10 protein-coding genes are annotated in these 12,333 nt (G+C 56.5%); 4 read left to right on the top strand and 6 right to left on the bottom strand.

Features of this window, described 5'->3' with window-relative positions; translation table 11 throughout:
* Positions 1-50: 50 nt before the first annotated feature.
* Positions 51-2,792 carry a prolyl oligopeptidase family serine peptidase gene (locus KF784_00535; GenBank protein ID MBX3117522.1) on the bottom strand — a complete coding sequence of 914 codons (2,742 nt, stop codon included), beginning with the start codon at positions 2,790-2,792 and terminating at the stop codon, positions 51-53.
* Between the two features lie 321 nt (positions 2,793-3,113).
* Between KF784_00535 and KF784_00530 the strand changes: the two genes are divergently transcribed.
* Positions 3,114-4,541, top strand: a complete 1,428-nt coding sequence (locus KF784_00530; GenBank protein ID MBX3117521.1) for a hypothetical protein — start codon at positions 3,114-3,116, stop codon at positions 4,539-4,541.
* Positions 4,542-4,561: 20 nt separating this feature from the next.
* Here the strand turns inward: KF784_00530 and KF784_00525 are convergent, their stop codons facing one another.
* The 4 genes from KF784_00525 to KF784_00510 form a co-directional block, all read right to left on the bottom strand.
* Positions 4,562-5,593, bottom strand: coding sequence for a UDP-glucose--hexose-1-phosphate uridylyltransferase (locus KF784_00525; GenBank protein ID MBX3117520.1), 1,032 nt, complete (start codon positions 5,591-5,593; stop codon positions 4,562-4,564).
* 297 nt (positions 5,594-5,890) lie between these two features.
* Entirely contained in the window at positions 5,891-6,394 is a 504-nt protein-coding gene (locus tag KF784_00520) for a VOC family protein (protein MBX3117519.1), read from the bottom strand.
* The gene (locus tag KF784_00515) at positions 6,385-6,723 is read right to left on the bottom strand and encodes a helix-turn-helix transcriptional regulator (protein ID MBX3117518.1); all 339 of its coding nucleotides are present in this window, start codon (positions 6,721-6,723) and stop codon (positions 6,385-6,387) included. Before KF784_00515 ends, KF784_00520 begins: the two co-directional genes overlap by 10 nt.
* Positions 6,724-7,089: 366 nt before the next feature.
* Positions 7,090-8,052 (bottom strand): NmrA/HSCARG family protein, encoded by a 963-nt coding sequence (locus tag KF784_00510; GenBank protein MBX3117517.1) that lies wholly within the window; start codon positions 8,050-8,052, stop codon positions 7,090-7,092.
* A 222-nt stretch (positions 8,053-8,274) separates the two neighbouring features.
* Here KF784_00510 and KF784_00505 point away from each other — a divergent pair, with 222 nt between their 5' ends.
* On the top strand, positions 8,275-8,631 hold the full coding sequence (locus KF784_00505) for a hypothetical protein (GenBank protein MBX3117516.1): 357 nt from the start codon (positions 8,275-8,277) through the stop codon (positions 8,629-8,631).
* A 53-nt stretch (positions 8,632-8,684) separates the two neighbouring features.
* Here the strand turns inward: KF784_00505 and KF784_00500 are convergent, their stop codons facing one another.
* Positions 8,685-9,314, bottom strand: coding sequence for a hypothetical protein (locus KF784_00500; protein MBX3117515.1), 630 nt, complete (start codon positions 9,312-9,314; stop codon positions 8,685-8,687).
* A gap of 92 nt (positions 9,315-9,406) precedes the next feature.
* On the opposite strand from KF784_00500, the gene pruA reads away from it, so the two are divergent.
* Both pruA and KF784_00490 read left to right on the top strand, forming a co-directional pair.
* Positions 9,407-11,035, top strand: coding sequence for an L-glutamate gamma-semialdehyde dehydrogenase (gene pruA / locus KF784_00495; protein MBX3117514.1), 1,629 nt, complete (start codon positions 9,407-9,409; stop codon positions 11,033-11,035).
* Positions 11,036-11,276: 241 nt separating this feature from the next.
* Positions 11,277-12,281: a proline racemase family protein gene (locus KF784_00490; GenBank protein ID MBX3117513.1), complete on the top strand. Its 1,005-nt coding sequence runs from the start codon at positions 11,277-11,279 to the stop codon at positions 12,279-12,281.
* Positions 12,282-12,333 lie beyond the last annotated feature (52 nt).

The raw sequence follows: 12,333 nt of genomic DNA, 5'->3' as shown, positions 1-12,333 counted from the left end.
CCCTCTGCTTTTGCAGAGGGTCGCATCGCGGGTGGTCGGATGAGCTTTGGCTACGGCTTCTTGATGAACGGCACACCTTCGGTCACCCACGGGTCCGCTTTCGCGCCTTGAAGGTTAACGTCGAAGAAATGCCGCACACGGTAAGTGAAGTCCAGCACGTTCGCCTTTTTCGCAGGGAAGTGGTTTTCTCCTTCGTAGACGACCATGATGACCTCTTTGCCCATGCGTCGGAGGGTGTTGTAGTAGTACTGCCCTTGGTGCCAGTCCACCGCACCATCAGAAGTGCCAAACAGCATCATGAACGGGCCGTTGATGGTCTTGGCGTTCCACATCGCCGAGTTGCGGGTGTACGCATCGGGGATGTCGTACCAGGGCTTGTTGAATCGCCCTTGCGAGCTTTCAAAGATGACCTGATTGGTCTCGCCCCAGTTCCAGTAGAAGCTGTTCGACATGCTCACCAACTCCGTGAGGGGAGCTCCGGCGGCGGCGGCTTTGAATAGCTTCGACTTGGTGTGAACGAAGGTCGTTTGGTAGCCGCCCCAACTGTGCCCTGTCAAGCCCAGATTGCGTGGGTCTACACCGACGTTTTTCTTGAGTACCGTTTGAACGGCGGTTTCGATGCACTCCAGTGCAGAGAGACCGGGATCGTTGGTGCGGTAAGTGATGTCGGGCCTCAGCACGAAGTACCCCTTTTGCGCGAACATTTGGGCGCTGTAGGGGTTTGTGTCGCTTGGAGACTCGTAGTTGTACATCCCGTCTGAGAGCTTCTCGTAGATGTAAGTGATCATCGGATACTGACGCTTGGGATCGTAATCCGCCGGGTAGGTGAGGATGCCGTGGAGCTTCCAGCCCGACTTTGTGGTGAAGCTGATCAGCTCTTGCTTGGGCCAGAAGAACTGCGACTGTTGTGGATTGAGTCGGCTCATCGGCTTGGCGGCGTCGAATGTGGCGTTTGTGAGGTAGAGATCGGCGGTCTTTTGATCCGATTCCATCGAGAAGATGATCCTATCGGTGTCTTTCGACTTTTGGATGAGACCGTACTGAACGCCATCGTAGGTCAGCATTTTGCCGGTTCCGTCGGTCTCTCTACGGTACAGGCCTGCCTTCATCGTGTTGTTGTCGAACACTCGGAAATAGATAGGGTCGGCAAGCCGAATTCCATCTTCGTGCCACCCAACATCGGTCGGGCGGAGAGTCAGGTTTTCGGCTGCCCCCTCGGTGATTCGACGTGCCTCGGCCATCGTGGGCTCTACGAGATAAGTGTCGAACTTGTCGAAGATGAACGCGGCTTCACCCTCCATCCACATCACGCCGGCTGCGGCGGGCGTTTCCTGCTGGGGGCCGTCGTAATCCACGTCATCCCATCGGGTCTTGATGTTGCGGGTTACGTTCGTGGATTTCTTTGCCGCGCAGTCGTAGAGCCACCAGTTTTTCTGCTGGTAGTACATGACGTAATTGCCCTTGCGTGAAGGAGAGACTCCGAACTGGCGCTTTTCGACGATCTTGGTCTTTGTGCCATCCTGCAAGTCCCAAACGTAGTAGTCGGCGTAGGTGAGGCCACCCGGCTTTACGGCGCTTCGGTAAGGCTTTGGATCGGTGATGATTGCAAAGCGTCCGTCTCCGATGGGATTCACTGAGATCAGTTCGTCGGTTTCGAGTTGCTTGAACTCGCCGTTGGATACGTTCCAAGTGCTGCGCAGTGTTTTGGATTGTGCCTGTCCGGCGAGGCTTTGCTGCAGCGGCTGGACGTCGACGTCCTTGTAATGCCAGATATCGACGCCCGGTTTGTCTTCGGGTTTCTTGCCATCGGGGGTCTTCTTGTCGGGCCAGTCTTTGATGCCAAACCAGAACTTGGTACCGTCCTCGCTGATGCGCAGCCCGCCGGATTCGGCGATTCGCATCTCTTTGGGAAACTTATCATCCTTGGCTGGGTCGTACTCTGTCTTCTTGGGATCGCTTCCCACTCCGCTATAGACGACGACGCGATTTGCGGCTCCTTCTTTCTTCGGATTCGGAGTCCCGACCAAAAAGCCAAGCGTGTCCGCCTTCCTTGCCCAGATGGCGGGGCCAACATCGTCTTTCCCCCATTGCAACGTTTGCAGCGTTCCAGAGGCGGGGTTGAAGAGCTGCATGCCGTGCTCGCCGCTGTCGGATTCGATGTTTAGGGCGATGAGGGTTTCCTCTTTATTTAGCCTAAAGCCCATGACATTGCCGATGGTCAGCGTTGTGCCGTTGGCAAGGTTCATCACCTGAAGGTCGGCGCTTGGTGGGTTCTTGCCCTGGCCGGGGTAGCGCGAGATGAGCAGAAACTTGCTGCCCTTTAAGAATTGGAATGATCGTACGTTCTCAACGGTCTGCTCTTTACCCTCGGGCAAGCTGCGCAAGCCTAGCTTCATTCTGACGGGTTGTTTCTGAGCAGCCATCTTTTCGGAGTCGGCTTTGGAGACGCCGATGGAGTAAGCCGCCCATTTGGAGTCGTCGGAGAAAACGATGCGGGTGGTGTAAGGAATCTCCCACTTTTCTGGGCCGTCGGAGCTGCGAATGATGCCTTTTGGATCGCCCTCGTAGTGACCGATGCCGTAAGCCACCCAACGCCCGTCTGACGAAATGGTGCCTCCGGCGAGGCTTTGCCAATCTTTGAGGTCGTCGGGGCTCTTGATGGCGCGCTTGGCGGTTTGACCTTGGGGTGCCGTGTTAGCCGGGGCGTTTGGGTCTTGGGCCAGAACGATGCCCGCAGGGATGAGCAGGATGACGGCGCTGAGGGCGACGATACGCCAGGTTGGGACGATCATGACTCATTATTCGTGAATTGTTTTCGGGTTTGCAAGGAGTGCTGCACGACAATCCCTGAATGATTCAGAGCAACATATTTGGGGCTCTCGATTGTCAAAAGCGTTGAGGCAGCCCCGTATTTAGATGGGGCGCCGTGATTGCCCTTTACCCTGGCAAAGATAGTGGGAGCCTCGTATTTCTCTGAGTAGAAGGGAAGTCCTTTATCCGATGAGAAACAAAATCGTTTAATACTAAACTATCTGTCAAAATTGCATGGTATTCGATTGATGCTAAGTATTTTGTGTGAACTATTGTGATTTTTGTGCCGATTAACACAATAGATGATCATACCGAACAAGCCCCCGACCCGGCGGGATCTGCTCAAGGCAGGTGCCGTCGGTATTACAGCTTTGAGTCTGCCTGCGAGCCTGCTTGCGGAGCGTCCGCAAAAGGCTAATGACGACTCTTTGAAGAAAGCCCAAGAAGTTCATAAATGGCTTTCGACGATGCGTATAGAGGAACCTGATGGACAGGTGCGATACAATCTCGCTCACAGCATTGATTATCCTGAAACTAGTCTCTATTCGGGTACTGCCGGTGTTCTGTATTTTTTACGGGCATTGAACGATGCTGCGCCATCGCCACGGATTGAAAAGGATCGCGAAGGAGTTGTGCGGCATCTGGCCGGATCGGTGCAAGACCTAAGCGACGACTCGCCTGCTGGACTCTACTCGGGCAGCGCGGGTCTGCTTGACTTGCTTTTGAGGGAGAACCTGAACAGGGCATCCTTCAAGGTCAATAAGCCTGGGCGACCCTTAGCACGACCTGTCCTGGAGCACTATGGGAGTGTCTGGTCGAAGCTTCCTGCTGACGAACGATTTGGACCGGAGAACGACCTCTTTTCTGGCCTTGCCGGACTTTGCGTGGCTTGGCCCGGTGAGTCTACCAGTAAGTCTCTTTGGCCCTCCGCGACTTCGACTAATCTGAAAGTATCTTCAACGATTGGCAAGTTAGCCGCCGATGAACTGATTCGTCGAGCGGATAAGTCAGGAACGGGCTGGAAGTGGGCCGCGCTTGAAGATATGACACTCAATTTGTCGAATTATTCGCATGGCACTATTGCGGCATCTTATGCGTTGGCTCGTGCCTTTGAGCTTTGGCCGGGCAGGCCTGAGTATCTTAAAGCTGCTCTCAAGGGTGTTGAATATCTTGGCAGTATAGGCGATTGGTCAAATGCAAACTGTCGCGTGTTTGCTGGGCATCCGATTGATTCGCTCGTTATTTATACGGGGAGAAGCCACGGAACGATTGGCATAGCAAGACTCTTTGCAAAGCTTCATCAGATCCAACCCAAGAACGGGTGGATGAAAGAGGCGGGACGATGTGCAAGGGCTGTTATGAATAGCAGTTGCGATAAGCATAGTGAAAGCGGCTTGAAGAGCAAGAACTGGGATTGTTGCGGCAATGCGGGAATTGCGATGTTCTTTATGGATATGTATCGCGAAACTAAGAAACAGGTCTATTTAGAATATGCAAAGTCGCACATAGCTGCGATCGACGCGAAGGCGACTGTGGATGCCAAGGGGCGTCGATGGAGCTGGACGGACGGGGAAACGCTGGACCAGGGTCACCTCGCTCAAACTGGCTTGATGCAGGGCGCGGCAGGAATCGGCCTGATGTACCTGAGCATGCATGCTCTTTCGAGCGGCGCGGAATGGACGCATCGTTTGCCCGATGATCCGTGGTTTAAGGGCGTCGGCGAAGTTTAAGCTTAAAGTCCGTTGCGCGCTCATGCTCGGCAGTGGGCGGTAGTCTGCTCGCGCAGTCTAGCCGCCGCTTGCTCGGGCGTCAAATCCCGTTGGGCTTCGGCGAGAAGCTCATATCCAACCATGAACTTTCGCACGGTTGCGGACCGCAACAATGGCGGATAGAAGTGGGCGTGGAGCTGCCAGTGTTTATTGACTTGATCAGTATTTGGCGCTCCATGCCAGCCCATCGAATACGGGAAGCTGGTCTGAAAGAGATTGTCGTAGCGGGTGAGCCCGAGTTTCAAGATTTGGGAAAGGCTGCTTTGCTCAGCCTGTGTTAAATCGTGCAGCCGATGGACGTGCCGACGAGGAACAAGCAGCATCTCGAACGGCCACGTCGCCCAATACGGCACGATCAGGGCCCAGTGCGCATTGACATCGACGATGCGTTCAGCTTTTTGGAGCTCTTGCTCGACGTAATCGAGCAAGAGCGGCTTTCCATTACTGGAGAAGTAGGTCTGCTGAGCGCTGTCTTCGCGCGCAGCAAGGCTTGGCAACGCGTTGCTGCACCAGATCTGTCCATGCGGATGTGGGTTTGAGCATCCCATCGCCGCGCCTTTGTTCTCAAAAATTTGAACCCAGGTGTATAGCTTGGCGAGTTCTGTGCTTTGCTCGATCCAAGTGTGGATGACCTTGCCGATTTCGGCTTCCGACATCTCCGCCAAAGTCAAATCGTGGCGCGGAGAAAAGCAGATCACGCGGCACGTGCCCTTTACGGACTCGGCGCGGAAAAGCGGATCCGAGGTTTGGAAGTCGGGAGATTCGGGCAGGATCGCCTGGAAGTCGTTGGTGAAAACGTATGTTTCTGTGTAGTTGGGGTTCTGGTGTCCACCCGCGCGTTCGTTGCCTGGGCAAAGGTAGCAGTCTGGGGCGTGTGTGGGTCGATTCTCTTCCGCAGTCGGCTCTGTTTGTCCTTGCCAGGGCCTTTGTGTTCGGTGCGGAGAGACGAGCACCCACTCGTTCAGGAGGGGGTTGAATCGTCGGTGAACGTGCTGGGTTGGGTCGTGGTCCATTGACGGATTAGGCTAGCATTTTTGGGGATGGTGGAGTCGGAGCGGTTTTCTGCACTGCGCTGATTCTCAGCTTGCACCGACTTGGCATCTGCGGAGTTGCTGAGCCTCATACAAGGCTTGCGGGGCTTGGGCACTTTGAAGTTTTCGTCACCCTCTCCCCTTGCCCCTCTCCCATCAAGGGAGAGGGGATTTCCTTCGGAACTTGAGGCTATTGCCACCCTCTCCGTCCAGATAAATCGGGCTCTTAGGACTTGCCCCTCTCCCGTCTAAGAAGAGGGGATTCATCTCTGCGGAGGGTTACTTGGCGCAGCAGGTTTCTGCAGCTGCTGGCTTCTCGGCTTGACATTCGCAGTCACCGAAGCTCTGCGTTTGGCAACACTGGCTGGCGTCCACTTCGCCATGGGCGTGATCGTCGTGGTCGTCGTCCTGCATATCGTCGAGCAGGGCATAGACCTCCCAAGCATTGCCGTCGGGGTCGCGCACCCAGATCTTGTCTTGCTTGGCGTAGCAACACGTCACATTCTCTTCGGAGAAGGTAATCAGACCAGCCTCTTCAAGACGCGTTTTTGCGGCAAGGACCTCTTCTGTGTTCGGCACCAGTATGCCGAGGTGGTTGAGCGGCCCCCCGGTTCCAGCGTCGATTTGCTGGAGCGCTAGCTTGAGGGCGGGTTGATCGAGGTCGAAGTTGGCATAGCCGGGTCGGCGTTTGTGCGTCGGTACCCCGAAGAACACTTCGTACCAATGCGCCGACTTTTCGACGTCCTTTACATTCAATGACAGATGGGTTTTTGTTATAGACATGGGTTCTCTCCTTTCGATAGGGAAATTACGAACTGCCCGAGCTGGGCGAGGGCCTCTTTGTTGAGGGTGCATATCATGCTTTTGCCCTTGCGTTCGATCTCGATGAGGCCTGCACCCTTCAACTCATGCAGGTGGTGCGAGATCGTGGAGTTGATTTTCTCCGCCCCGGTGATCGTGCAGCAGACTTCGCTTGCGGTGGGTCCGCACGATCCGTCTTCGTCGATCACGTTACACTGTGGGCAACATCCAAGAAACTGGATGATGCGCAGTCGGGTGGGGTCTCCGAGCGCTTTCAAGGCCTTCGCCTGACTCGTCGTTTCGTCAATCATCGAAATGAATATACCATACATTTCGATAAAATACGAAATGAAATAGAAAGTCCTAGATGTTTTCTTGGGATTACTTCCCTGGCCATCGAATCGAACGTATGTTTGGATGCCCGTGAATTGAGGTCGTGACTGGTGTGGGTGAGTTTCTCGCAGAGCGTGCCAAGAAGCAAAGAACGCTAAGCCAGATCAGGCAACAGTACACGTTGCGAGCATTTGACGACTTTGCGTCTGTTGTGCGGAAGAGGTTTCTCTTCGCAGGATAGAAGCTGATTTACCAGTTCCATCCGTTAACTAGGCACAGACAGCAGAATCCCTGGATGACGGTAACCCGCATCCAGGGATACCTCGTTTACGACAGAGGTTCGTTTAACCTACCGCTGCGGGAACTGGGATCTTGCTGCCGTTTTCCGCCAGCCACTCCTTAAGCGTTTTCAGCTGAGGGTTGAGCTCGCGGGCGATCACATGGTCGCGGGCGGTCAAGAAGTAGTCGTTGAAGTCGCGGTGGAACTGGAACATGTTGCCAAGATCGGCTGCGCCTGGGAATCCGAAGTTCCGGTACGTCTCCGGCTCGACTGCCCAATAGCCAACCGGCTCGCCCAAGGTCTCCGAAAGCGCAGCGGCCATCTCTTCTCCGGTGAGCTGCTCTCCGGCAACGCCCACGCGCTTGCCGATGTACTCGCCTCCACGCTTAAAAATGCCGTAAGCGCAGCGACCGATATCCTCAATGCTGATGCCGGGCAGCTTCTTGTCCCCCATCGGAAAGGTGATCATCAGCTTTCCGTCTGGCCCGCGCTGAGGACCGGAGCCGAAGTGGATCATGTTGTCCCAATAGAATGCGACCATGTAGAAGGTGGTCGGCACACCGGCGTCGGTGAAGAAGTGGTCGGCTTCACCCTTGGCGTCGAAGTGCGGCACCTTGTAGTTACCGTTCAGGGTCGGCAGTTGGTCGCTCTCGAGCGGCACCCACTTGCGGACGTCTTCGAGGGTTGACCAGATGACGTGTTGAAGTCCGGTCGCTTTGGCGGCTTGGGCCATGTTCTTGGCCTGCGACATTTCGAGGTTGGGGTCGAAATGCTCCCAGAATGAGGTGACGCAGTAGGCGCCGTACGCGCCTTCAAAGGCTTTGGTCAGGCTGGCGACGTCGTTCATGTCCGCCTCCACGACCTCGACGCCCTGCGCGGCAAGGGCCTTAGCCTTTTCCGAGTCTGCGTTGCGGGTGATGGCGCGAACGGCGAACTCGCTGTTCGGGTCTTCGAGAATGGCGCGGATGAGATTTCCCCCCTGGGCTCCGGTCGCGCCGATGACGGCGATGATTTTCTTTTGACTCATGGTTTTCTTTCCTACGTCAGGAAAGTGAGATTACCGAACACTTAGACGTAATATAATTGCAACCGCAATTAAATAGGACTTATGGGCTTTACATCGTCAATCTGAGCAAACTAAGAAGATGACCGTGAAGTATGGAGAGAAACCTATCGGGTCATGACAAGCGTAACTCAGGTATGTCCTCCATGGGCGGGCGATCATGCCATTCTCACATTGGAGCATTCGATGAAGGAACCTTTTTCGCTCGATGGTTTACGGATGCAGGTGGTCTCAACCGCCGACAACGGCGTGGTGAACGCAGACACGACTTTCCAGTTCACACAAGAGGGTTCGACCGTTTCAGCGCATTACTCTGGCGGCAGAGTCCGACAGGGCTACCTCGTCGGAGAGCTCAAAGCAGACGAGCTCTGCTTTCGGTATTGCCAGCTCGACACCGACGGACGTCTTGACGGCGGGGTATCGACATGCGAAGTATCGAGGGGCGAAGACGGGCGAGTGCGCATCATCGAGCATTTTGAATGGCAGTCACGCGAGGGGGCCGGCACAAACATTTTTGAGGAGTTGCCTTCGCGCCCTGACTGACGAGCGTGTCGCTTGGCTCCTAATTTAACAGACACGCCAGTTCTTTCAGAAAGCTACGAAGTTAAGTCACTGTCCTCAAACCTTGTCTCGCCTGAATCTTCCCAAGGCGTCAGGTCGGTCAGTGAAATCGCCAGGTCGGTACGTCCAATCATCGCTGAAAGCTGGGCGAACTCTGTCAAAGGGAACTTGGCCATCCACCGTGACTCGTATCCCGCAAAGCCGTGTTTCAAGATGAGTCCTTCCAGGACAGTATGGACTGCCTGAGCAAACTCCTCGATCGTGCACTCGCCAACAAAGAGTAAGGTACGAACTTCATGGGCCTGACCCGGCCAAATCGAATCTGAGTCGTATTTCCAGACTTCGTACATGATCGGCGGGCGCTCTTCGACCTCTGGCCACCCTTCGGGTTTATCCCAAGGAAGCTCCACGGACTCCTCGTCTTCCAGAACGTTGAGAATGTAGCCACCGGGTTCGTCTGCGAAGGCGATTTCTCGATTGATTCTGTGCTCAATGGATGCCCCTTCTTCATCCGACGAGAGCAGAAAGCAAGCAAGGGTAACCATCTCCTTGAGTGGCTGACTCAAGCAGGTAACGGTCATCTCTGCCGTTTGCTCACCATTGCTAATCCGTGCTTTTGACCAGCCTCCATCAAGAAGCTCATATTCGAACTGGAACTTCTCCACACCGCAAGCATAGCCAATAAGACACTCGCAACGATCTCCGGCAGGCCAACATACCCCAGCGGCTCGGATTCCTCCCCGGTAAACTTGGACCTATGAAGTTCGGCGATTTTCACTATCCGATGCCTGTCAACGAGCCCGTCCTGAATTACGCGCCTGGATCCAAAGAGAAGGGAGCCTTGAAAGTGGCGCTCAGCGAGCTGAAATCGCAAGAAGCCGACATCCCCATGATCATCGGCGGCAAAGAGGTGCGCACCTCCAAGATGATCGCCATCCGCCCGCCCCACGAGATCGCCCACACCCTAGGACATTTTCATATGGGCAACGCGAGCCACGTGCAGGAAGCCATCGACGCCGCGCTTGCCGCAAAGCCAGCGTGGGAAAACATGAGCTGGGAGAACCGGGCCAACATCTTCCTGAAGGCCGCCGACCTCCTTGCCACCAGATACCGCCCGTATATCAACGCCGCAACGATGCTGGGCCAGAGCAAGAATGCTTTTCAGGCCGAGATCGACGCGGCTTGCGAGATCATCGACTTCCTTCGTTTTAACGTCCACTTCCTCAGCGAGATTTACGCCCAGCAGCCGATCGGCAGCCCAGGAGTCCACAACCGGATGGAGTTTCGGGCGCTGGAGGGATTCGTACTCGCCGTCACGCCGTTTAATTTCACCGCCATCGCCGGGAACCTGCCAACTTCGGCGGCGATGTGTGGCAACACGGTGATTTGGAAGCCAGCGAATACCCAGGTCTTCAGCGCACAGATGCTGATGAAGGTCTTCCGGGAGGCCGGTCTGCCCGACGGCGTCATCAATCTCATCTTCATCGACGGCCCGACGGTCGGCGACGTCTGCTTCAACCATCCCGACTTCGCCGGTGTCCACTTCACCGGCTCCACCGGAGTCTTCAACCAGATGTGGAAGACCATCGGCGAAAACATGGGCAAGTACCGCACCTACCCGCGCATCGTCGGCGAGACGGGCGGCAAGGACTTTGTGATGGTTCACAAGAGTGCGGACGTGGACTCGGTGGTCACTGCCCTCCTGCGCGGCGCATTCGAGTATCAGGGCCAGAAGTGCAGCGCAGCCTCCCGCGCCTATCTCCCCTCCAACCTCGCCGCCGAGATCAAGGCCAAGCTGGTCGAGGGCGTGAAGAGCTTCAAGATGGGCTCGGTCGAGGACTTCACGAACTTCGTCAATGCCGTGATCGACGAGCGCAGCTTCGACAAGATCGCCGCCTATATCGACAAGGCCAAGGCCGACGGTCAGATGATCTTGGTCGGCGGGGGATACGACAAGTCGAAGGGCTGGTTCATCGAGCCGACGATCATCGAAGCCCTTGACCCGCACTACCGCACCATGTGCGAAGAGATCTTCGGGCCGGTGCTCACGATCTACGTGTACGACGCGGACAAGTACGAAGAGACGCTGGACCTGGTGAACACGACCTCGCCCTATGCGCTCACCGGAGCAATCCTCTCCCAAGACCGCTACGCCGTGGAACTGGCGGTGAGCAAGCTTCGCCACGCCGCTGGCAACTTCTATATCAACGACAAGCCGACCGGCGCAGTCGTGGGGCAGCAGCCGTTCGGCGGGGCGCGGGCGTCGGGAACGAACGACAAGGCAGGCTCGCAGCTGAACCTCTACCGATGGCTCAGCGCAAGAACGATCAAGGAGACCTTCGTGCCTCCGACCGACTACCGGTATCCGTTCATGCAGGAGTCGTAAGAGAAAGCCCCTCCCTCGTTCCGGCTTGCCGGAATGGGGGAGGGGTTGGGGTGGGGGACGTCCGTTTCACTGCCTCCAGACGCTTCGTCTGGAGGCTTCATCTATGCCCAGCAGCCAAGCCTCCAGATTGCGAATCTTGAGGCAGGTGAACGCGCAAACCTACGCCATGCGCTGGAGGGACATTGTCCTCAATGTCTGACCATACTACGGATGCCTGCACCGTGTATGCTTCCCTACACTCATGCCCTACCCCCGAATCGACGTCCTCGACATGCACACCGGAGGCGAGCCCCTGCGCATCGTCAAGAGCGGCTATCCCCCCATCCCCGGCAGCACCATCCTGGACAAGCGACGCTACGCCCGGGAGAACCTCGACCACCTGCGCCGATTCCTCATGTTTGAGCCGCGCGGACACTTCGACATGTACGGCGCACTGCTGGTCGAGCCCACCCTTCCCGGCGCCGATCTTGCCGTCCTCTTCATCCACAACGAGGGCTACAGCACCATGTGCGGGCATGCCGTCATCGCGCTGGGGCGGTACGCGGTGGACTATGGCCTGGTCAAAGCCGTCGAGCCGGTCACGGAGGTGGGGATCGAGTGCCCCTGCGGGCTGGTGAAGGCCTATGTCGAGGTGACGGGCGGCAAGTCCGGCAAAGTCTCCTTCGACAGTGTGAAGGCGTTTCTGCACTCGGCGGATGTGCGGGTGGAGGTCCCTGGCTATGGCGAGATCGTGTGTGATGTAGCCTACGGCGGTGCGTTCTATGCGCTTGCCGATGCGCGGCAGTTTGGGCTGGAGCCGGGCAAATCTCCCGTGCGGGCTTTGGTGGATGCGGCTTTGGCCGTGTCTTCCGAAGTGAGGAAGGCGGTAAAGCTGAGCCACCCCGAGCACGACGATCTGGCTTTCCTCTACGGCAGCATCCTCACCGACGGGATCGACTCCCCCGACGCGACCTCCTGCAACATCTGCGTCTTTGCCGACGCCGAAGTGGACCGCAGCCCCACCGGGTCGGGTGTGACCGCGCGGATGGCGGCCCGCTTCGCCAAGGGTCAGGCCAGGCTGAATGAGACAGCTCTTTTCTCCAGCATCACGGGAGCGGTCTTTGAAGGAACAGTGGTGGAAGAGACGGGTGAAGGTTCGTTCGATGCGGTGCGCGTCCGGGTGGGCGGGCAGGCGCACTATTCAGGCGAAGCGAGCTATTGGTTGGAGGAGGGCGATGAGATAGGGAAGGGGTTCCTTGCGCGCTGAAGATGCTCCTGCGCTTGCTTGCGCGATCGTTCCTGACCGGGGCAGCTATCAA

It is taken from the genome of Fimbriimonadaceae bacterium (assembly GCA_019638775.1).
Classification (GTDB): domain Bacteria; phylum Armatimonadota; class Fimbriimonadia; order Fimbriimonadales; family Fimbriimonadaceae; genus JAHBTD01.
Note: the sequence above shows the minus strand (reverse complement) of the source record. Positions and strands in the feature narration are given on the sequence as shown.

Excerpts from the sequence above, each read along its gene's own strand:
- KF784_00535 (MBX3117522.1), bottom strand. The coding sequence starts at position 2,792 with ATGATCGTCCCAACCTGGCGTATCGTCGCCCTCAGCGCCGTCATCCTG.
- KF784_00530 (MBX3117521.1), top strand. The coding sequence starts at position 3,114 with ATGATCATACCGAACAAGCCCCCGACCCGGCGGGATCTGCTCAAGGCA.
- KF784_00525 (MBX3117520.1), bottom strand. The coding sequence starts at position 5,593 with ATGGACCACGACCCAACCCAGCACGTTCACCGACGATTCAACCCCCTC.
- KF784_00520 (MBX3117519.1), bottom strand. The coding sequence starts at position 6,394 with ATGTCTATAACAAAAACCCATCTGTCATTGAATGTAAAGGACGTCGAA.
- KF784_00515 (MBX3117518.1), bottom strand. The coding sequence starts at position 6,723 with ATGATTGACGAAACGACGAGTCAGGCGAAGGCCTTGAAAGCGCTCGGA.
- KF784_00510 (MBX3117517.1), bottom strand. The coding sequence starts at position 8,052 with ATGAGTCAAAAGAAAATCATCGCCGTCATCGGCGCGACCGGAGCCCAG.
- KF784_00505 (MBX3117516.1), top strand. The coding sequence starts at position 8,275 with ATGAAGGAACCTTTTTCGCTCGATGGTTTACGGATGCAGGTGGTCTCA.
- pruA (MBX3117514.1), top strand. The coding sequence starts at position 9,407 with ATGAAGTTCGGCGATTTTCACTATCCGATGCCTGTCAACGAGCCCGTC.
- KF784_00490 (MBX3117513.1), top strand. The coding sequence starts at position 11,277 with ATGCCCTACCCCCGAATCGACGTCCTCGACATGCACACCGGAGGCGAG.